The organism is Nostoc sp., assembly GCF_036917395.1.
In the GTDB taxonomy this organism is placed as follows: domain Bacteria; phylum Cyanobacteriota; class Cyanobacteriia; order Cyanobacteriales; family Nostocaceae; genus Nostoc.
The window spans coordinates 66,262-88,527 of the sequence record NZ_JBALDI010000079.1; the positions used below are offsets into that span (position 1 = coordinate 66,262).

Annotated in this window: 15 protein-coding genes and 3 pseudogenes; 9 read left to right on the forward strand and 9 right to left on the reverse strand. The window is 42.3% G+C overall.

Annotated elements, in window-relative coordinates; genetic code table 11:
• Nucleotides 1–48: 48 nt before the first annotated feature.
• From V7K46_RS27650 to mfd, 4 genes and pseudogenes are all read right to left on the reverse strand, one after another.
• Nucleotides 49–370 (reverse strand): annotated as a pseudogene (locus tag V7K46_RS27650) (TRCF domain-containing protein); the annotation flags it as partial.
• 11 nt (nt 371–381) lie between these two features.
• Nucleotides 382–720, reverse strand: coding sequence for a type II toxin-antitoxin system RelE/ParE family toxin (locus tag V7K46_RS27655; RefSeq protein WP_335118933.1), 339 nt, complete (start codon nt 718–720; stop codon nt 382–384).
• Nucleotides 704–967 (reverse strand): hypothetical protein, encoded by a 264-nt coding sequence (locus tag V7K46_RS27660; RefSeq protein WP_335118935.1) that lies wholly within the window; start codon nt 965–967, stop codon nt 704–706. Before V7K46_RS27660 ends, V7K46_RS27655 begins: the two co-directional genes overlap by 17 nt.
• Nucleotides 968–1,090: 123 nt before the next feature.
• Complete coding sequence (gene mfd, locus V7K46_RS27665; protein ID WP_335118937.1) at nt 1,091–4,651, reverse strand: transcription-repair coupling factor; 3,561 nt, start codon at nt 4,649–4,651, stop codon at nt 1,091–1,093.
• Nucleotides 4,652–4,891: 240 nt separating this feature from the next.
• On the opposite strand from mfd, the gene V7K46_RS27670 reads away from it, so the two are divergent.
• Complete coding sequence (locus V7K46_RS27670) at nt 4,892–6,220, forward strand: hemolysin family protein (protein ID WP_335118939.1); 1,329 nt, start codon at nt 4,892–4,894, stop codon at nt 6,218–6,220.
• Nucleotides 6,221–6,297: 77 nt separating this feature from the next.
• On the opposite strand, the gene V7K46_RS27675 is transcribed toward V7K46_RS27670, so the two are convergent.
• The 3 genes and pseudogenes from V7K46_RS27675 to V7K46_RS27685 form a co-directional block, all read right to left on the reverse strand.
• A complete protein-coding gene (locus V7K46_RS27675) occupies nt 6,298–7,479 on the reverse strand; it encodes an aldo/keto reductase (RefSeq protein ID WP_335118941.1) in 1,182 nt (393 codons plus the stop codon).
• A gap of 337 nt (nt 7,480–7,816) precedes the next feature.
• Nucleotides 7,817–8,200, reverse strand: a pseudogene (locus tag V7K46_RS27680) (AMP-binding protein); the annotation flags it as partial.
• A 408-nt stretch (nt 8,201–8,608) separates the two neighbouring features.
• Complete coding sequence (locus tag V7K46_RS27685; RefSeq protein WP_335118943.1) at nt 8,609–9,400, reverse strand: SAM hydrolase/SAM-dependent halogenase family protein; 792 nt, start codon at nt 9,398–9,400, stop codon at nt 8,609–8,611.
• 272 nt (nt 9,401–9,672) lie between these two features.
• Between V7K46_RS27685 and V7K46_RS27690 the strand changes: the two genes are divergently transcribed.
• From V7K46_RS27690 to V7K46_RS27700, 3 genes are all read left to right on the forward strand, one after another.
• Nucleotides 9,673–10,575, forward strand: coding sequence for a hypothetical protein (locus V7K46_RS27690; protein WP_335118945.1), 903 nt, complete (start codon nt 9,673–9,675; stop codon nt 10,573–10,575).
• A 14-nt stretch (nt 10,576–10,589) separates the two neighbouring features.
• Nucleotides 10,590–12,512: an Hsp70 family protein gene (locus V7K46_RS27695; RefSeq protein WP_335118947.1), complete on the forward strand. Its 1,923-nt coding sequence runs from the start codon at nt 10,590–10,592 to the stop codon at nt 12,510–12,512.
• 210 nt (nt 12,513–12,722) lie between these two features.
• Nucleotides 12,723–13,547 (forward strand): zinc-dependent peptidase, encoded by an 825-nt coding sequence (locus V7K46_RS27700; protein ID WP_335118949.1) that lies wholly within the window; start codon nt 12,723–12,725, stop codon nt 13,545–13,547.
• A gap of 92 nt (nt 13,548–13,639) precedes the next feature.
• Here the strand turns inward: V7K46_RS27700 and V7K46_RS27705 are convergent, their stop codons facing one another.
• Nucleotides 13,640–14,284 (reverse strand): class I SAM-dependent methyltransferase, encoded by a 645-nt coding sequence (locus V7K46_RS27705; protein WP_335118951.1) that lies wholly within the window; start codon nt 14,282–14,284, stop codon nt 13,640–13,642.
• 138 nt (nt 14,285–14,422) lie between these two features.
• Between V7K46_RS27705 and V7K46_RS27710 the strand changes: the two genes are divergently transcribed.
• Nucleotides 14,423–16,081, forward strand: coding sequence for a glycosyltransferase family 39 protein (locus V7K46_RS27710; RefSeq protein WP_335118953.1), 1,659 nt, complete (start codon nt 14,423–14,425; stop codon nt 16,079–16,081).
• A gap of 47 nt (nt 16,082–16,128) precedes the next feature.
• Here the strand turns inward: V7K46_RS27710 and V7K46_RS27715 are convergent, their stop codons facing one another.
• On the reverse strand, nt 16,129–17,856 hold the full coding sequence (locus V7K46_RS27715; RefSeq protein ID WP_335118955.1) for a hypothetical protein: 1,728 nt from the start codon (nt 17,854–17,856) through the stop codon (nt 16,129–16,131).
• 375 nt (nt 17,857–18,231) lie between these two features.
• Between V7K46_RS27715 and V7K46_RS27720 the strand changes: the two genes are divergently transcribed.
• From V7K46_RS27720 to V7K46_RS27735, 4 genes and pseudogenes are all read left to right on the forward strand, one after another.
• Nucleotides 18,232–18,699, forward strand: a complete 468-nt coding sequence (locus tag V7K46_RS27720; protein WP_335118956.1) for a MarR family winged helix-turn-helix transcriptional regulator — start codon at nt 18,232–18,234, stop codon at nt 18,697–18,699.
• A 160-nt stretch (nt 18,700–18,859) separates the two neighbouring features.
• A complete protein-coding gene (locus V7K46_RS27725; protein WP_335118958.1) occupies nt 18,860–20,332 on the forward strand; it encodes an HlyD family secretion protein in 1,473 nt (490 codons plus the stop codon).
• A 114-nt stretch (nt 20,333–20,446) separates the two neighbouring features.
• A pseudogene (locus V7K46_RS27730) lies at nt 20,447–20,626 on the forward strand (MFS transporter); the annotation flags it as partial.
• Between the two features lie 14 nt (nt 20,627–20,640).
• Entirely contained in the window at nt 20,641–22,236 is a 1,596-nt protein-coding gene (locus V7K46_RS27735; RefSeq protein ID WP_335118960.1) for a DHA2 family efflux MFS transporter permease subunit, read from the forward strand.
• Nucleotides 22,237–22,266: the final 30 nt, after the last annotated feature.

Here is a 22,266-nt window from a genome sequence, read left to right on the forward strand (position 1 = left end):
CATACAGCAGTAAATAATTTCACAATAGGTATAAGGTTAAACTAGCGATCAAACAATAGCCGCCTCTGGAATCGCACCCTGCATTCTTCCGAAAGCATCAATCAAATTCTGCAATTGTTGATCTGCTTTAAAAACTCCTAACCCGCGCACTGTCACTTTACCAGGAGAATACACAAAGCGCGTCTTGAGATTTTCTGGTAAATTCGCCGCCAATAAATTCCAAGCTGGTTCCTCCATTGGCGTTTCTAAAACTACGTGCTGCTTGTTTTCTGGTTTAATCCGGCTAAATCCAAGTTTTTTCGCTAGCTGTTGTAAGTTCCCTGACTCGCAAAAGTTGATTCGCCGACACTGGTAAATTACCATAGCGATCGCCTTAAAATCCTAAACTCCACCTTCTAACTCTTCTAGGTCATCTACTGTCAGTGGTGCTTGACCACTGTAGCGCACATACAACACATCAACTGTAGTACCTCGAATCGTAAAAAGTACTCGATATACGTTTTTAGCTTTCCCATAAAGGAGTTGGCGTACTTCTTCTGGAAAAATTTCATGTTCGACTGCTAAGGCACAACGTTGGGGCTTCTCTTGTAGAGTAGCAATAGCATTCATCAATCCTCGAAACCAACGATCAGCAAATTCAGGATTCCGCTCTCGATACCAGCGATAAGCTTGCTCAATTTGAGCTTCCGCAATTGGCGTAATCTCAACCTGAAATGCCATACTTTTGCTGCATTTCTAGGGCGAAATCCCCTATGGGGCGAGTTTTACCAGCGTTGAGTTCCTCGAAACCTTGTCCAATACCTGCAATTGTCTCCAACTGATCAATCAGTTGGCGTAGTTTGGTGGGGTCGATTTTGCCAGGATCTAGAAAGGTGACAAGGACTTGAGAGCGATCGCTAACATCTTGCGGTAGCTGGGTGAGGTGAATTTCCCCATCCTGATAAATGCCTTCGATAGTTTTTATCATGAGTTGAAGTTGGGTTGGTATTTCCTTTAATTCTACTAACTAGTCTCAAAGGGCTGGGTTTGGAATTCCCACCTGCTCAAAATGACATAGGTTTTCACTTGATGACTAATCTTTTTCTACCGATCAAACAACAGCCGCCTCTGGAATCGCACCTTGCATTCTTCCGAAAGCATCAATCAAATTCTGCAATTGTTGATCTGCTTTAAAAACTCCTAACCCGCGCACCGTCACTTTACCAGGAGAATAGACAAAGCGCGTCTTGAGATTTTCTGGTAAATTCGCTACCAATAAATTCCAAGCGGGTTCCTCCATCGGCGTTTCTAAAACAACGTGCTGCTTGTTTTCTGGTTTAATCCGGCTAAATCCAAGTTTTTTCGCTAGCTGTTTGAGTTCCATGACTCGCAAAAGTTGATTTGCAGAGACTGGTAAACTACCATAGCGATCGCTCCACTCGGCAGCAATTTGCTTTAATTCTGATTTAGATTTAGCTGTCGCCACCGCCCGATAAGCGCTCATCTTTTGATCTAAATCAGTAATATAATCTGCTGGGATAAATGCTGTGAGGTTAAGGTCAATCTGGGTATCCTCCACTTTCGGAATTTCTTGACCTCGGATTTCCCGAATTGCTTCTTCCAGCATTTCCATATATAAATCAAAGCCAATGGCATCCATTTGACCAGATTGTTCTGCACCTAGCAAGTTACCCACACCCCTGATTTCCATGTCGCGCATTGCTAGCTGATATCCAGAACCTAATTGAGTAAATTCCTGAATTGCTCGTAATCGTTGCCGTGCTGCATCAGATAATGCCCGTTGCTTCGGATAAAATAACCAAGCATGAGCTTGGATACCGGCACGTCCTACACGACCGCGTAATTGATACAACTGTGCCAATCCAAAGCGGTGAGCATCTTCAATCAAAATGGTGTTGACTCGCGGAATATCTAAGCCAGATTCAATAATTGTCGTACAAACGAGGATATCTGCATCGCCATTACTGAAGGTGAGCATGGTTGATTCTAACTCGCTTTCATCCATTTGACCGTGAGCGATCGCAAACCTACCCCCCGGTATCACTTCTCGTAAATTAGCTGTTGTCTCTTCAATTCCGTCCACTCGTGGAACTACATAAAACACCTGTCCACCTCTGTCTAATTCTTGACGAATTGCACTGCGGATACTTTCGGAATTAATCGGTGACAGATGGGTTTTGATCGGGCGTCTGGTTGGGGGTGGCGTGGTAATCAAACTCATTTCCCGAATTCCCGACAAGGACATATACAAAGTTCGGGGAATGGGAGTGGCGGAGAGGGTAAGCACGTCCACCTGAGTTTTCAGGCTTTTAATTTTCTCTTTTTGGTTCACCCCAAACCGCTGTTCTTCATCTACTACCAACAGTCCTAAATCCCGAAATGTCACGCCTTTACCTAAAAGTTGGTGCGTACCAATTACTACATCTAATTCACCCGTTGCCAATCGCTTTTGAATATCGCGGCGTTCTTCAGCGGAACGAAAGCGGTTGAGTAAGCCGACATTTACCGGGTAGGGAGCAAAACGTTCTTTGAGTGTATGGTAATGCTGCTGTGTTAAAATAGTCGTTGGCGCAAGGAGTGCCACTTGTTTACCGGCGATGACTGCTTTGAAAATAGCACGAATCGCCACTTCCGTTTTCCCGAAACCGACATCGCCACAAACTAAGCGATCCATTGGGCGATCGCTTTCCATGTCTCGTTTCACATCTTGGACAGCTTTGAGTTGATCCGTTGTGGGTTGGTAGGGGAAGGAATCTTCTAATTCTTCCTGCCAAGGCATATCGCCTGGGAAGCTAAAACCTTGTTGTTGCGATCGCGCTGCATACAGTTTCAACAAGTCCACCGCCAACTTTTTGATCGCTTTGCGGACTTTATTCTTGGTATTTTCCCAAGCTTTACCGGTCATCCGGTTGAGTTCCGGTGCTTTATCACCTGCGGCGCGGAACCGGGATAAAGCACCTACTTGATCGGCTGCGACTCTGAGTAACCCGTCAGCATATTGCACCACTAAATAATCACGGGTTTCGTTATTAATCGTCAAACTTTCCAGCTTGACAAATTTGCCAACACCATGATTCCTGTGAACCACATAATCGCCTGGACGCAGCTTATTGGGATCAACTTGTTTAGAAGTAGCTTTGTGGCGCTTGCGAATATAGCCCGGAGTTGCCAAGGAATGCTGCCCAAAAAATTCCCGATCTGTAACGATTACTAATCGGTATGTAGGCAGGATAAAACCTTCTAGTTCGGCAAGACCAGAATATTTTAGGGCTATGGGAGTATGGTTAATTTGGAGCTTATCTATCGCTTGGTAGTCGCGGGGATTGGGGATAAACTGAGCCGGACAGTCATGTTCTTGTAATAGCGAGACAGAACGCGAAGGTTGAGCAGAAAGCAGCCAGATCGAGAAATTGCGATCGCGTTCTTGACGGATTGTTTCAGCTAGTTTAGCAAACTGGTGCGGCGTAACTGGAACAGGTCGGCAGGCAAGATTAATTCCACTATTCTCCTCTGACAGTTCCGATAAATATAATGTTTTAAACTTGGCAACGTCAGCCAGACACTGATCAAAAGACCGATGAATTTTCGGCAATGTTAGGGGAGTAGGGAGTAGGGAGTAGGGAGTAGATTCTTCCCCATTCCTTACTCCCCATTCCCTATTCCCCATTCCCCACTGTTCCTCAGCATTTTCCACCCAGCGATCGCTATGAGCATGACACTGTTCTGGCTCATCAATGGCAATCAGGGTATTTTCTGCTAAGTAGTTTAGCAGAGATGCTGGTTGCTCGAAAGCTAACCCCAAAAAGCGACGACTACCCTCCAAGAGTGATGAGTTCTGAGTGCTAAGTTCTGATTCAGAATTTAACTCATAATTCCTAACTCCTAACTCAGAACCATTCTTGAGTGCCGCCATCACCACGGGAGAAAAGCTAGTGGGGGTAAGAATTAACTGGCCAACTTTGTCTAGGGCGGAACGTTGAGTTGCTGGGTCAAATTCCCGCATTTGCTCGATTTCATCGCCAAACCATTCCAGCCGGACTGGAAACTCAGATGAAACTGGGAACACATCAACAATATCGCCCCGCCGGCTCCACTGTCCTTCCGTTTCCACCAGAGGGACTCGTTCGTACCCCAGAATCGTTATTTTCTCACTGAAGGCATTCAAGTCTAATTCCATCCCCCGCTTCAGGGTAAGACAGAATTGTTGAAAAGCTGTTGGTGGTGGTAAGTGGGGTTGCAACGCTCCTTGGGTAGCCACAATCGCCATCTTAGGTAATTGTGAGGGATTGGGAATCTGGTTTTCTTCCCCATGCCCCATACTCAAATCTGCCAGTACCTGCATTTGTCCCCAACTCATTTCAGTTTCCGGGTCAAAAGGTTCGTAGGGAGAAGCCTCGGAGGTGGGGTAAAAATGTACTGTTTGCCATCCCATTGCCTCAAGTTGCGCGTAAACGCGTCCAGCTTCTTCCAGAGTGGCACAAACTACAAACAAATCCTTGCCCGTAGCCCGTGCTAATGCCGAAGCTACCAGAGCCTTGGGCAGCCTGGGAATGCCATTTAACCGCAATTCTTGTTGTCGGTTTAGCTTAGAAATAAATTCAGTGGTGAGGGGCGATCGCGCTAAGGCACGCACAATAGAAGAAAATGACATAAGTACTACTTGCGGTGGGAGTCTTTGTGGGTCAGAAAATCTTGAAGCAGTTTATGTCAACTATTTTAAAAGTGTTAACAGTCTTCTTATTCTTTCGGTGGAAGAATAATGCACAGCGACTAATAGACATAAGAACTATAACTACTACTTTGTGTACAGTTAAAGCATTTATAGATGCACCTTTAATACTAGATACTAAAAATTGAGCTACGTTCGCTCTGATAAGCAGCAATTTTAAACATGTCCTCCACAACTTTTGAAATTTTAATCATTTTGGTGCTAATTATTGCCAACGGCGTGTTTTCTATGTCTGAGATGGCAATTGTCTCAGCCCGGAAAGTTAGACTACAACAGCTTGCCAATCAAGGAGATCCCAAGGCAAAGGCAGCATTAAAGCTAGCTGAGTCTCCAAATCATTTTCTGTCAACTGTTCAAATAGGTATTTCCCTAATCGGTATCCTGACTGGTGCTTTTGGAGGAGCAACAATTGCCAACCGAGTGGCAGTCTATATAAAACGTGTCCCCTTATTAGCACCTTATAGTGACCCGCTTTCCTTCGGAATAGTGGTTTTAATCATTACCTATTTCTCACTCATTGTTGGCGAATTGGTACCGAAGCGTCTGGCATTAAATAACCCAGAAAGGATTGCATCGATTGTAGCTATTCCGATGCAAGCTTTGGCGGCGATCGCTTCTCCTGTAGTCTATCTCTTAAGCGCTTCTACAGATTTGATCCTGCGAGTGCTGGGAATTACAGCTTCTACCGAGCCGCAAGTCACCGAAGAAGAAATTAAAATCTTAATTGAGCAAGGCACCGAGGCGGGAACCTTTGAGGAAGCCGAACAGGATATGGTGGAGCGAGTCTTTCGTTTAGGCGATCGCCCTGTCAGCTACTTAATGACACCCCGTCCCGATATTGTCTGGCTGGACTTAGAAGACTCTGCCGAAGAAAATCGCCAAAAAATGGTTGATAGTGCCTATTCTCGGTATCCGGTTTGTCAGGGGGGACTTGACAATGTACTGGGTGTTATCCCAGTTACCGACTTATTAGCCAGGAGTTTCCGAGGAGAACCGCTAGACTTGACGATGGGATTGCGACAGCCAGTATTCGTGCCAGAAAGCACCCGTGGTTTGAAAGTTTTGGAATTGTTCAAGCAAACTATCACTCATATGGCGCTAGTAGTCGATGAATACGGCGTGATTCAAGGATTAGTCACTCTCAACGATATCATGAGCGAAATCGTGGGTGATGTTCCTTCAACAGATGGGCAGGATCAACCACAAGCTGTGCAACGCGAAGATGGTTCCTGGCTTTTGGATGGGATGTTGCCTGTAGAGGATTTTTTGGAACTTTTCGGTATGGAAGAGTGGCAATCTGAGGAACGCGGCAGTTATCAAACCTTAGGCGGTTTTGTGATCACCAATTTAGGTCGTATTCCTGCCGCAGCAGATTATTTTGAATGGCAAAGTATGCGAATTGAAGTGATGGATATGGATGGTAACCGCGTTGATAAGGTGCTAGTCGTACCGAAAGGAAATAAATCATCGGATACGATAAAATCTGATTAGTGTTGGGCATTGGGGATCGGGGATTAATAATTATTGTTTACTATTTCCCATGCCCAATGCCCTATTTATGCAATTTGTCAAGTCTTAGATAGACGTTTGACGGCTTCACCCGCTAACAACTGATGGGCTTGTTCCAAAACTTGGGGGATTTTATGGGCGTGGGGATTGCGGGCGAGACATTGCCGCAAGTCTAATTCCTCTAACCGATCAGCTTTGTTACCAGGAAACCAGTGGCTGGCATTGCCAAGCAGGTTGTAGCGCATTTTAGCGTAGTCTAGCAGATCGTAGGCGATCGCTAAATTCCGCAGCCACAAAATCACCCGAATGTTTACCTCACCAGGGGTTTGGTCAAAGGTTGGTAGATTTGTTTCCCAAGATTTTACCCAATCTTCTCCCAAAGAAGCGATCGCTTCTGATTCCAACCTTGCTAAAATTGGTGGCAAAATTGACCATGCCCGGTCTACTAATTCTAAAGTTTTCAGGTGTTCATCAAAATCTTGTGGTTTTGCTGCTCCTAAACTCAGAGTATGCACCTCTTGATGACTCAAACAAAACAAATCATTAAACACCATTGGACTCAAAGGGGCGCAAAGATTTACTAACTTTTCTGGAGGTTTATATAACAAACCTCCTTTATCAGATGGGCTAATAATAAACACCCCCATATCGTGGCGTTTAGCTGCTTCAATTGCCTCCCAATTCCATTGATTAATGTAATACCAGTGCAGATTGACATAATCAAATTTATTGGTATTAATTGTCTGCACAATCATATCTGTTGGGCCGTGTGTAGAAAAGCCAATAAATCTGACTTTTCCCTCAGCTTGCAATTGCTGCGCTACTTCCAAACAGCCACCAGGACGGATACTGTAGTCGAATGACTCAGCATGATTGATGCCGTGCAACCCTAAAAGGTCAACATAATCTAGTTGGAGATTTTTCAATGATTGTTCAAATTTATCACGGAATTCTTTCGCATCTGCTGTTGGGTTGACTTTGGTCTGAACAATCAACTTTTCGCGGGCAAACTGGGGCAATATTCTCCCCAATTGCATTTCGGAACTGCCATAACCACGAGCAGTTTCAATATGATTAATCCCAACCTCAACTGCCCTTCTAATAGTCGCTTCTAGATTCGCCTGGTTATCAGCAGGAATTTCATTATTGGGAACATCCTCCCATTTAAACTGATATCTCATGCCACCGCAGGAAAACACTGGCATCTGTAATTCTGTGCGTCCAAATCGTCTATATAGCATCAGTGAATTGTGGATTGCTTACCAACTTAAAATCTCAAAACAACAGTCATTCGAGCTTTCAGTGCCACAATAAATTAGGGACTGACAATTAAAAAAATACTCAACTACTTCTTGTGGGGTGAGTGGAAAAGCCCGCCCATAGCTAAAGGTGGACTTTTCGTCCCACCCTACAAGGTTGGATAATTTATTTGTTAGAAATCTCTTCCCTCTGTTCTATCTGTGACACTAGCAAGATTCATCGCATTATTAAATCGGTCAAGTCTTTTGGTTATTGGAGTGTGACTAATATTCCAGTTTTACAGAGTAATTATCTCATCCTATAAGAATCCTAAATCATTTATGATATTGTTACCACTAAGTAAGTAGGCGAGAAGAAATCAAAGTAAGTTAAGTAATGTAAAGCTGCTAGTTCTGGTTCTTGTTTTAAGCTGCGTTTAATATTGGTAAGAACAGATGTTGTTGTCAGGGCTAAACTAGCTTGGGCATCTTTCACAATCGCTTGTAACCTTGTCATGCGCTGATTGCGGCGCGGTGGATATACGGGAACGGCAGTAACACCTGCGTACAGACACCCGAAAAAAGCAGTAATAAATTCCAGTCCAGGAGGGTATAAAAGCAACGCTCTTTCTCCAGTAGCTTTCATGCTCTGTAACTTTGCTGCAAGCGATCGCGCTTTTTGATCTAATGCTTGATAAGTTAAGCTAACTTCTTCTGCTTCTCCATTAACTAAAAAGGTATATCCTACCTAACTTTGTTGCTGTAGTGCTCTTTTGCGTAACAGGTCAACTAAAGTCGCTTCAGTGCGAGTTACTACTGAGAATAAATTGTTGTTCATCAACGCTCCTACCCCGTTATAAGCAAGCATCAGTGAAGTGAGAATCTTTGTACCAGCTCGAGCGAGTTTTTCTCGACACTCTTGAATTTCGTGTAGATGAGTTAGTCAATGTGCATACAAATAAAGAGTTTTTCTAGTTGTTAGTCTCTAAAAATTTCTGTAACTTTCACGGGTCTGGCAAAAGCTACTCAAAATGCAAAATATGAAAATTTAATCCAGAAAAACTGGTAGTTGAACAGTATATTTTTGGGCAAGGTCAAAAAAATCCCAATAACAAAAGCCAACTACCCGATTTCACGCAATTCGAGTTACTTGCTGATTCACACGGGGACGGCCAAAGCGCTCCCAAGCACTTCCACCTCGCAGAAACAGCTCTAAAAAGCGCAATGGTTCTCCGGAATCGCCTGTTGACCAACCGGAACTACCAGGAGCAAAGGCTAAAGTTCCTTCAGACACCTTGAAGCTGCCATCAGAATAGATTGCATCACTGACTACATCTCCAATTCGGATCACGATCTTGCTTTGAGGCTCCAAATTAAGTGTATGCGCCCCAATAGTTGTTTTGATGTTGCCGTAGCCATCAATCCAAGCAATTCGATCTGGTGGAACATCTGGGATTTGCTCACTCTTGAGGCTATCTCCCAAAAGGCTAAAATCTTCATTCATAATGGCAGCCGCCGCCGGAGGAAACACATCCCGTGAGCGAAACTGCGATCCACCACGAGAAACGTTGACCACTCGCAACTCCTTTGTATAGTCTTTGATGAAGGAGAGGGTGTAGCCCGCATTCACACCCACTACTTTTACACCATTGGATAAAAGCGCATAAGTTAGTCCTTCACCTTCATTGTCCCGCCGGGCTTCGGGATCATCTTGACGAGGCGCACAGTTGTGATAAATTAGGCGATCGCTCTTTCCTGGGTTGAGTCCCAGTTGGGCAATCCAGAATCCCGTTGCCAAGGTACTAAATGCTGGAACCGAAAGCAAATGAATTTGGGCATCCGGAAAAGCCATCAGCAGACGTTGTGTGACTTCTGTAAATGCCGGATCTCCTGTACCGTAGTCTGCAATGACGCAGATAAACATTCTGTTTCTCCTTTTTGAGTGTAGTAATTTACAATCAACTTAATTCATAATTATTAATTCATAATTCATAATTCATAATTAAAAAGGGTTTGTACGCGGTGCTTCTACAAGCAGTCCTGTTTTAGTTGGGGTTTAAATCCTTGATGTAACATAATTATGAATCATCAATTATGAACTATAAATTATTCAGTCATCATCTGTTTATAGTCTGAAATGAACAAACAACTGCTCATTTTACCCCTATTAGTAACCTTAAAGTCTTAGTCAACGCAATGAAAACAATAACTTCACTTTTTAGCGAAGAACGCAACCAACTTCAGACAGATATTGATAACACAACCAACATTGAGCAGACAGTTAAGCTGGTTCAAAACCGACTCGATCATCTCGAAAGAATTTATATTGAAAAGCTTAATCTAGCTCAAGTTCGTCTGGCTTCCTTTTTCCTGGATACGCTGCGGCAGTCGATCGCCACTCTCGCGGCGGCTAACTATTCTCAACTTGCTCCCATAGAGCAAAGCCAAATTACTAACCCAGCTACAAAGTTTTTTACCAACAGATTAATCCTGAAACTGCTACAGGGACTAATTTCTATAGGCATTTTAGGTTCGTTATTCTCCTTAACTAAAACTACCCCTGGTGCATGGATGGTTATCTTACTAACCTCTGTACTTTTAGGACTAGAAGTTGTGCTTCAACTCGACTTAAACAACCAGCATTCTATGTCTCAAGAGCTATTGGAATTACCTCAACCTATTCTCCGGGTTGATAGCAAAGTATTTCTAGATCACCTTGGCGATGCTCTCAACACGATCGACCTAGCAGTGGCTAGAGTAGAAGAATCGAATAAACATGAAGGCGATTTAGCAATAGAAGAACTGCCAGAGCTATTGAACTTTCTGCAAAGGCTAATGGGCGCATCAAAACTTGATAAACCCCAAATGGCTCATGAACTGGCGAAGCTTCTGCCACAGATTTTAATGTCTCAGGGAATTAACGCTCAAATTTACCGACAAAATGACCCTCATAGCGATCGCGAGTATTTTGACTTTGAGCCAAGTATCGACCCTGATACCAAAGATCATGTAACTCTAACTCCGGCTTTGTTGAAAGGCGATCGCCTCCTGAGACGCGGTAGGGTAATTGAGCCAGCATATTCTTCTTCTAGAGAATAATAGACAATAAGGGTATGGAAATTTTAGAAACAATCGGTTTTGATTTGGGACACGGTGAAACGGCTGTAGCTAAAGCGATAGTGGAAAGCATCGAACCCCCGCAGATGCTGGAGATTAATAACAAGAAGAACCAAGTTACAGCTCTTGGTTGGCATCCTAAACTGGGTTATCTTGTGGGAGAACAAGCATTAATTCAAGCTGGCGTTACCCAACTGACAATCTCTTTTAAGCAAAAACCTAACAACGATCCTAAATATCGGGAAACAATTAGCACTTTTGTAGCAACCTACTACCGCCTTTTGAAAGAAAGCAAACAACTTGAAGGTGGGGAAGGTAGCTATTTTTACATTGGTTGCCCTTCCGGATGGTCAGTTAGCGATCGCACCGAATACCAAAAGCTACTTCAAGAAGCCGGCATTCCCCAACTAAATGTTGTACCAGAATCGCGGGCTGCTTTTATGCAAGCCAAGGAAGCCGGGAAGCTGGAGTATGACAAACTTGTTGCATCGGTGCTAATTGTCGATATTGGTTCTTCAACCACAGATTTTACTCTGGTTAAGAGCTTAGAAGAGATCCCCATAGATTTCGGGAGTAATACTTTAGGTGCATCTCTAATTGACAAAGCTATTTTTGCCCGGACTCTCGCCAACCACGAGCAAAAAGCATTACTCGAAAAAGTATTTCAGGAATATCCGCATCACCAAGCTCGTTGTGAACTTGCTTGCCGCAAAGCTAAAGAAGATTACTTTTCTAATGAACAACTATACAGTGATCCTGAATCCTTTGCGCGTGGCTTTGAGTCGATTAATGAACAGATTTATTTTATTCCGCAAGTAAATAAATTGATGATGGAGGAAATCTTAAACCAACCTTTACCTGAACTGGAGCATCATAGTTGGGTGCGATCGTTTCGTGACTCTTTAACCGAGGCGAAAGAAAAGCTGGACGAACTTGGAATTGTGCCAAAACTTGTGCTGATGACTGGCGGTGCGTCTCGCATGAAGTTTACGCACTTTCTTTGTCAGGAAATGTTTCCTGAACCAGAAACGCTGCTTCGCCCTGATCCAGAGCCGGAACGGTGCATTGCAATGGGTTTAGCACGAGTAGGACGATGGGATTTGCGTGCTGCTGCTTTTAAACAAGAAGTCAACAAACTATTTACCTCGAATCAGCTTAAAAATTTGATTGAGAGACATATCCCAGAGTTAATTGAATCACTAACTAAGCCTTTGACAGATGGCTTGATTGTCAACGCAGTTAAACCTGGTTTAAAAGATTGGCAAAAAAACAAAATACGGACTTTAGCAGATTTGGAAACATCTTTGATCAGTCGAGCAGAACAGTGGCTCAAAAGCGATCGCGCTGGGCAGATAATTAATAATCAATGCACTTCTTGGTTTAATAATAAAATCCAACCTGATTTAGCTGCACAAACTGATCCAATCTGTCGAAAGTTTCAGATCCCTAGAAGCAGCTTGAGATTCGAGGATAGCATTGACCCAAATTTTGTTAACCCAGAGCTACGAATTGGAGATGCTATCATTGCTGAGACAGTGGCGTTTATTGTCAATGTAATAATTGGTGGAGGCGCTGTGGCTAGCATCATCACTCTAATACTAACTGGACATTTAACCTGGCCTATTGCATTAGTATATGGGGCTTCGCTTATGGCAGCAGGAATGGAGCTAAATCGCAAGACTGTTCAAGAAGTCATCAAGACAAATGTGGATGTACCTGGTTGGATTCGTTCTAGTTTTTTGGGCGACAGAAAAATCGAGGATATATGTGAGCAAATAAAGCCTGAGTTACAGAAAGTTATTCAAGAACAACTGACAGCGGATCAAGAGGCTTTTGACAAACTGATTGGCAAAGTTGAGCAAGGGCTTCAAAAAACCCTTTCCACCAAGGTTCAATCTTGCATAATTCTGATCCAATAGCGGTGATGTGTGCCAGTAAGTATAGTTTTTATAAATTCTGATTGCATCTACTAAGGATTTAAAAATGATGGCGATAGTTAGAGTGTTGGCAAGGGCAAAATTAGAGAAGCCCCCCATTTTAATTTAGTTAGCGAGCCACAATCAGAATAATTATTTTATCTAATTTTTCTGCTTACCAGCGACGGAAGTATTTAAATTGCTCAAAATTCAATGATTCAAACAATAGTTGTCTTTCTGATCATTGGGCTGATTATTACTGGTATTTTAGTCAATCCCATTCTAGTAAAAAGGCGAAGAAACCGTCTCAAACATCGTCCTTTCCCCTCACTTTGGAATGCCATTATTGAGAATAATCTTCCCATTTATCCTTGTCTTTCTCCCAATGAACTCAGACGACTTCAGGGACATATTCAAGTGTTCTTAGCAGAAAAGCAATTTATTGGCTGTAAAGGATTACAGGTAACGGAGGAAATGAAACTGACCCTTGCATCCGTCGCTTGTTTACTCCTACTAAATGAACGTGGGCAGTACTTCCCCAGACTTCGTTCAATTCTGGTGTATCCCGATACTTATTTTGTTCAGGAAACGACTTCAATCGGAAATTATGTTGTTGAAGAAAGGCGTGTGGCAAGATTAGGGGAATCGTGGACAAATGACCAAGTAGTACTGTCTTGGGAACAGGTGAAACAAGACACTAATAACTGGAGGGATGGACGTAACGTTGTGCTTCATGAATTCGCCCATCAGTTAGATCAAGAGGATGGTAAAGCTGAAGGAGTTCCGATACTGCAACGCAATTCAGACTATCCTATTTGGGCGAAGGTGATGACACAAGCATATCAGCAACTTTGTAATGATGTTATGCAAGGCGTAAAGACAGTAATGGATAGCTATGGCGCAACAAATCCCGCAGAATTTTTTGCCGTAGCGACTGAGACATTCTTTGAGAAACCGCACCAATTGTTATCCAAGCATCCAGCACTTTATGAGCAACTGCAACGTTACTATCAATTAGATCCTGTGCAATGGGCGTGAAGTACAGGGGCTTTAACAAGGGGATTTTGTCCCAAGTATTGTTTGAGATAGTAGCTGGATTTACGCCCCTGTGGTAATGGTGATTATTTGGCTTAACTGCGGTAAGCTATGACGGCATAAAATGGGTCTCCTCCAGCTGCACCCAACCACTGTAATAAATTTGGTAATGTTGACTTATGAGTTATAACTTCTGCGGCTGTAAATCCTGGAACTGAGGCGAAGTAGGCTTTGACTAATTCCACCCGCTCTGCTTCTGAAGCCTCCCGCCAAGCTTGAATTGCCTTTTCAAAAAACATCCGGTTAGAAAAGCTGATAATTGCGACACCACCAGGTTTCAGGATGCGATAAATTTCAGAAAATACTGCTTCTGGATATTGCACATACTGCACAGATACGCAGTTGAGAACAGCATCAAAATCCTCATCTGGTAAAGGTAGCTGTGGATTTTCGTTGAGATTTTGCACCAAGTAATGATTTAAGCGGGGATTTCGTGCTAATTCCTCACCATTGAGTCCGTGTCCCTCCACATGGTCAAACTGCATCTCTTCTGGCAGATGAGACACCCAACTGCTCATCATATCAAAAATGCGGGTGTTGGGTTTAAGGCGATCGCGATATAAATCCGTTAGCCGTTGAATAAATCCTTCATCGACATGGGTGACGAAGCGGGGATAGGCATAGAACAGCTTATCATCTGTGTCGTCTAATTTCAGGCGTTGATTCGGTCTTAACTGCATAAATCTCTGTTTGGGATTACTTTTTCCGAAAAATGCGGCAATTTCAGGTATTTTTTCACAATCACTATGTAAGATATTTTAATAACAGCAGGACACATAAACTCGTCTAAATAGCAACATTCAATTTTGAGCAATTCAATGTTCTATAAACTACACTTCTTGCAGCATATTTGGCGACAAATCCGTTTAGTCCGATCATTACCCTATTTTAGTTTGTTAGTTTGGATACTGCCCTTATTATTACTTACTTCTGGGCACAATAGTCTGATGGCACATGATGAAGGGCTTTACGCATCGCGTGCCCGTCTAATGTTTGATTCTGGTAATTGGATAGATCCTTGGGAAAGGGCACATCATAAAACCCCTGGCCCTTATTGGTTAATTGCTAGTTTCTACAAGCTGTTTGGGATCAGTGATACCAGTGCGCGTCTTCCTAGTATGATTGCTGGAATTTTTAGCTTATGGCTAGTGTATGAAATCGGCAAAATTATGCTGGGCAAAAAATTAGCTTGGCTAGCTGCTGCAATTTTAAGTGTGGAATTTCTCTGGCTGCAATACTGCCGCTTAAGTACACCTGATGTACCAATGATCTTCTTGGTACTTTTAGCGATTTGGTGTTTAATAAAAACAGAATCATATCCTAAATATCACTATTTTTGGAGTTTTATAGCTGGTTTAAGTTTAGGTTTAGGCTTCTTAGTCAGAAGCTTTATGATTTTTTTGCCTATTGTAGCTTTATTCCCTTATTTAATTTGGGAACATCGCCGTCATCGTCATCTTACTAACCCAATTTTGTATTTAGGCTTTTTCGTAGGTTTAATCCCTACTTGTATTTGGCTGTGGTTAAACTGGTTGCACTACGGAAATCAAAGTTTTGAGGAGTTGTTCAAGTTTGTTGTGCGACAAGGTTCTGAGGATCATTATAATAATGGGCCGCTGTTTTATATATGGAATATCCCTTTAATAGCATTTCCTTGGGCTTTTTTCGGGATTTTAGGTTTAGTTTCGACTCTCCGTCGTCCCATTCCTCATTACCAGTTAATATTAGTTGGCTTTCCACTTGTCCTATTTTGTGAACTTAGTATTTTTAGCAGTCGTTTCCCTCACTATAGTCTTTGCCTTTATCCGTTTATAGCTTTGTTTGCATCTGTGGGTTTAAACTGGTTAGGCAATATTTACCAGACAGGGATTCCCTCACAATTCCCTCTTCAAAAACGTGGAATAAATATATTATCCCTTTTTGCGATCAAGAATCTTCCCCGAAATCTCAGTTATGGTTTTGGTGGGTTAGGTGTTTTACTTGTTATGGCAAGTATTGGCGTTCTTAGTTGGGGTGGTTCTGATATTCGCAAGTATGCAACTATTGGCTTGGCTATGGGCTTAGGTTGGTTAATTTTGCCTATAGTGTGGATTAGTCGTTACCACTTTGGCATAAAGTTTCTCACAGCCCGTTACTGGATTGCAGGTTGGTTAATTCCCTGTTGGCTGGCTTTGGCGGCGACAGGTAGCATAGGGCTGTTAAGTGACTATAACCCTGCTTTAAAAGTGTTTTTACAACAACCTGCGATCGCCTCAATTATCCAAACTCATCCTACCTACTATGTGGAAATAGACGCTAAAACCAAAGTACTGCTTAATTTCTATCTTTCTATTCGCCCCCAACCAGTAGTCTCTATTTCTCAAGTACCAGCTTTGAGCTATGCTTGGATCTATACTAACCAGTCCCCTAAATTATCTCGACCTCACCGCATTGTCGGTACAGTAAAAGAGTATCAGTTGATTCAAGTTCTTCCCTAATACCAATGCAAAGCAACTGTTGCTAAAAAGATTAATCTAGTTAGTGTTCAAGTCTTGGTTACGACTTTGATACATTCTGTTTTGAGAAGGACTAAATTATCAGTCTCAAAAACTGCACAAGAGTTAATTAATGTAGCTAAGACAGGTAGAGCCTTTTGTAGCTTTGCGTTCGCTTGTTGTGCCGCTGGCTGATATTGTTGTAGCCAAGTGTTTTTAGTTATATATTCGGGAATGAATGCAGAACGTTCTAATAGCCAAAAAGTTACGTGGTATTTTTGGATAAAGTCTTTAATCTGGTTAATATCTTCAGTATATTGGGCATTAATCAGGTCAAGCATCCGCTGGCGAAATTGAGTGTAATATTTTGTATGGGTCGGTAAAGCATATTCTTTACCCACCAAAATTGTTCTTTGAGCAAAGATAGGTATGTTATCTGCTTCTTGGGAAGTAGAGGCTATGACAATATTTTGCGGCTGCTTTTGCAAAAAATTATATAATGTTGGGACTTTACCCTCTATATAAGGGGTTTTGGGAAAAACTTTTAAGCTGCTAGGGTACAAAACGAGTCCTGCACCAAGGATTATAATAGTCCCCAAGATTAAAATTTGTTTCCCATTTTGTCTCGACCATCGAAATGTAGCATCTAAAATCAAAGTAATAGAGATTGCTGCTGCAAGAGCAAGTACCATTTTAAAAGTATGATGAGTATAACGGCTAGGCCAGTACAGTTTAAAAGCTAAGGCATGGGCAGTAAAAAACATTATTAAACTAGCTATTACTACCTGTGGTAATAATTTGACTTCATCTTTTATTTGCTTGGTTAAGAGAAAATGAGACTTGAATTTCAGGATAATTGGTAATAATAAACCAAATAATAGTTGAGGAGGTGCAATTAAAGCAAAAAAACCGCTATCTCTACCATCAACCCAATAAGTAATAATATTATGACTAAAATATCTGACTCTTCCTCCATCCCAGTAGTCTGGCATAGTTCTGGCAACAGCAGCAGTAATTACCGGACCAAATTGTGATGATTGAATGGCATAAGGTAAGATTGCAATACCAGTAATCATAATGGCTGCTGCAAATAAAATAAAATCTTTTCGGTTCTGAGAAATAGTTATCTGCCCATTTTGCCAGCAAAATAATCTCAAAGCTAAAATTAATAAATCGACAAAACCTATTAAAGGGTATATTAAACATTGGAGCGCAAGTACAATTAATATACCAAACCCAGAAGACCGGATTGAATAATATAGAAAAGCTAAAAATAGGGGATAAATAAAATCTCTAGGAGTAGCAGAAAATAGATCATCATGCAGGCAAAGACTTTGATTTAAAAGTAAAGATGCGATAAACCCCACCATTGGCACTGGTAATATCTGCATACAGACTACAAAGCAATAGCTAGTTGTAATTAGTCCCAGTACTATTGGAAAAATTTTGCTAAAGAAAGTTAGATCGATATCTAAAGCCGCAATTATTTTATAAAGAATACCATATCCAATTGGTGTCACCGACTGAAAATAATCAGCGATTAAATCCCCAGGAAATAAATCTGGGTTAAAGTAACGATACATCCAAGAAATATATTCCCGTGCATCGTCGCTGACTATATATTTACTAGTGAAAGCTTGTCGCAGTCCTATAAGAATATAACCAACAACAAAAGTTAAACTTAGACTGTACCAAAAGATGACAGTCAATCTAGATTTATTTTGTCTGTTTTTTTGAGTAATAGGTGTTGTTAAAACTTTTTGTAACTGTGTTAGCATTGTACGCGTCCATATCTGAAGAAATCGTGTTAATTAGGAAAATCAAAAGCTTTCTTGAATTTTTCTGATTGTACAATCTTCAAACTCGTCCTATCTACTTTATTATGCAAATAGACGCTAAAATCAAAGTCTGCTTAAGTTCTATCTTTCTATTCACGCCCAACCAGTAGTTTCTATTTCCCAAGTACCAGCTTTGAGCTATGCTTAGATTTATGCTGACCAGTCCCCTAAATTATCTCGACCTCACCGCATTCTTGGTACAGTAAAAGAGTCCCAGTTGATTCAAGTTCTTCCCTAAGACAGATACAAAGCAACTATTGCTAAAAAAGATTAATCTTGGTAAAATAATAGTACGTACACTAAATATTTTGCTAAATGGTTTCTACATCTAATCACTCCCCACCTTTACAGTCGTGGCAGCAAAATCTGGCACCATACAATTTGGGCTATAGAATCAAATTAGTTTCACAACTGCTCAGTCGCAAGTTTACTGAGAGGCTAGAACCGTTTGGACTTACGCCATTTCACTGGCTGGTGTTGTGCTGTCTTTGGCAAGAAGATGGTTTACCAACTTCTAGTATTGGGGACAAACTCAAACAAGTGGGAGGGACTTTAACAGGCGTATTAGATCGGATGGAAGAACGCGGCTTGGTGCGTCGAGAACGCGACACCCACGATCGCCGCATCTGGCGGATCTGGCTAACGGATGCAGGTAAGGAACTAGAAGCAGTCTTACCGCCTATTGCGGCAACAGTGCGTGATGAAGCAATGGACGGTATTTCCTTCGCTGACCGAGAACTGTTTTCCCAAATCTTGAACCGGGCGATCGCTAACCTCTCCTAAAGATTACCCACAATCACCCGACCGGGGGAGGTACTGTGAAGATTTATTTTGAGATAATAGTACGCATACTAAGGAAAAAAGATTTTTTTCAGTAAATATTACGCATTCTAAATAAACGACTATTAATCAAATTATTGAACGAGCAAGCGAGATAACCATCATGGGCGCTAATACTTTGAACGAACGCAACGGACATAAGACCCCAGTTTTAGAAAAACAAGTGATTCCTGATTTAGAGAGTTTAGAAGCTTTGACAACAGAGACATCCGCAACAGCAGAAGCACCGATTATAACTCCTGAGATAGAGAAAGAAGTTCCAGCGAAACCGAAACGGAAAAAACCGACTGGTTTAATTTTGGCAGGATTAGGCGTGGGTGCGATCGCCGCAGGTACTTTTGGTCTTCACTACTGGCAATACGCCTCCACCCACCAAGAAACAGACAACGCCACTGTTGCCGGAAACATTCACCAAGTTAGCAGCCGCATTCCCGGAACTATAAGTCAGGTGCTTGTGAATGATAACCAACTGGTGCAACCGGGACAATTGTTAGTGAAGTTAGATGAACGGGACTATGAAAGTAAGGTACAACAAGCAGCAGCAGCTTTAGAAAATGCGCGTGGTCAGGCGCAAGCCGCCCAAGCAAATATTGCCTTAACTTCACAAACTACCACTGGTAAGACAAGTCAAGCGCAGGGCGATGTCAGCGGTGCGGTAGCAGCAATTTCCACAGCCCAAGCAGCAGTACAAGAAGCCCAAGCCGGGATACCAGCGGCGCAAGCTGAAGTCAGACTAGCCCAAGCGGGGATTCCCGCCGCCCAAGCGCAGGTAGCGCAAGCAAATGCGAATTTGGAAAATGCCCAAGCAGATTACAATCGTTACAACCAGTTGTATAAAACTGGTGCGATCGCTCGTCAGCAGCTAGACGCAGCCAAGGCAACTTATAATGTGGCTACGGCACAAAAGAACGCCGCTATTCAGGGAGTAGAACAAGCCCAAGCTAAGTTAGCCTCTGCTAGAGTTGGTGTAGCCAAAGCCCAGTCTCAACTAGCACAAGCGCAAGAAAATGTTACCAACGCCCAAGCTAAATTGGCAGCATCTAAGGGAGGATTGCAACAAGCGACTGCTGGCGGACAAGATACAACAGTAAAACGTAGTCAATACGAAGCGGCAAAAGCTGCGATCGCCCAATCAGAAGCATCGCTTAAAGACGCACAATTGCAACTATCCTATACCAATGTTACCGCTCCCAGTGCTGGACGAGTCGGGAGGAAAAACGTGGAGATTGGCAACCGAGTTGCAGTGGGAACACCATTAATGGCGATCGTGGATAACAACTATTGGGTAATTGCGAACTTCAAAGAAACCCAATTAGAAAAGATGCGCCCAGGAGAACCAGTAGAAATCAAGCTAGATACTTTCCCTCATCACACCTTTATTGGTCGTGTTGACAGTGTTTCGCCAGCTTCCGGCGCTCAGTTTGCCTTATTGCCACCGGATAATGCTACAGGTAACTTTACCAAAGTTGTACAGCGCATCCCAGTCAAAATAGTTTTTGACCAAAAGAGCATTCAAGGGTATGAATCGCGGATTACTCCAGGGATGTCTGCGGAAATTGCTGTGGAAGTCAAGTAATATCATGTCCACTAAATTATCCCATAATACAACAATCCCACCCCGCCGGCGGGGAGGGGAGACAAAGCACAGCTTTGGCGGGGTGCGGTTCTCCGGATTTAATTAAGTCAGGACTTGAGTTTGTTTCAAGGATTTATTAACGCCTTAGATGCTCCAGCCTGCCAAGCATTTGTGCCAGAATTAGTTGAACACAGAGAATATTTAGCCAATGCGATCGCCATTAACTCCACGATGATCAACGGTGCGCGATTAATTGGCCCTGCGATCGCGGTAATTTTGTTACTTAACCTTGGAACTGGAACAACACTATGGCTAATACAGGTGTAATTCGTCAGCAAGGGCAAAATCCTGCTGTACCACCAGAACGTGTACCGCTAAGAACCTGGATTGGTGTATTAGCCAGTATGCTTGGTGCATTTATGGCGGTATTGGATATTCAAATAACTAATGCTTCGCTGCAAGATATTCAAGCAAGTTTAGGAGCAACTTTAGAAGAAGGTTCTTGGATTTCTACGGCGTATCTCGTGGCAGAAATTGTGGTAATTCCTCTAACAGGATGGTTATCACGGGTGTTTTCTCTGCGGCGTTATTTGTTAGTGAATACTACACTATTTATTTTCTTTTCTATATGCTGTGCTTGGTCGTGGGATCTCAATTCCATGATTTTATTTCGCGCCTTACAAGGTCTTAGTGGAGGCGTATTAATTCCCACTGCTATGACAGTTGTATTAACAACTTTACCCCAATCTAAGCAATCAGTTGGACTGGCTGCATTTGGTTTTAGTGCAGTTTTTGCACCTTCAATTGGGCCGACAATAGGAGGTTGGTTAACAGAAAATTTTGGTTGGGAATACAACTTTTATATAAATGTAATTCCAGGGGTATTAATGCTAGCTGGCGTTTGGTATGGAATTAAGCAAGAAAAACCCCAAATTAATTTACTGAAACAAGGTGATTGGTGGGGAATTATTGCGATGGCTATAGGGTTAGGTTCCCTGCAAGTTGTTTTAGAAGAAGGTAGTCGCAAAGATTGGTTTGGTTCAACGCTGATTGTACGCTTAAGTGTGATTGCAATAATTTTTTTGGCGATATTTTTCTATATTGAATTAACTCGGAAGCAACCATTTATTAATTTGCGGCTTGTGCTTAGGCGTAACTTTGGTTTAGCGAGTATTGTCAATGTGTCGCTGGGAGTAGGATTGTATGGTTCAATTTATATTTTACCACTGTATCTTGCCCAAATTCAAAAATACAATGCGCTGCAAATTGGTGAAGTATTAATTTGGGCTGGTATTCCCCAACTGTTTATTATTCCTCTCATACCCAGATTGATGAAACGTATTGATGTGCGTTTCATGGTAGCTTTCGGTGTGACTTTGTTTTCCATCAGTGCATTCATGAACTCAGGAATGACTAATGAAACAGGATTAGATCAGTTACGCTGGTCGCAATTTGTGCGGGCAATGGGACAACCCCTAATTATGGTGCCGCTGAGTTCTATCGCAACTGCTGGTTTAAGTCCGAAAGAAGCAGGTTCGGCAAGTGGTTTATTTAATATGATGCGGAATATGGGTGGTTCTCTCGGAATTGCTTCTTTAGCGACTTTATTAGCAAACAGAGAGCAATTTCACTCGAATAGATTGGGTGATACAGTATCTTTATATAACCCAGAAACTCAGCAGCGAATTGACCAAATGACACAGTATTTTGTCAGTCGCGGAGCAGATTTGAGTACAGCCCAAAATGAAGCGATCGCATCCATATCTAACATCGTCCGCCGGGAAGCGTTTGTAATGGCTTTTAACGATTGTTTCTACTTTATTGGTATTGCTTTGTTAGTTAGTGGGATTGCTATTTTATTCCTCAAAAAGGTGAAGGCAACCGGTGGCGCTGTCGCTCATTAAATTTGTTATATCAGTTAAAATGTTTGATAA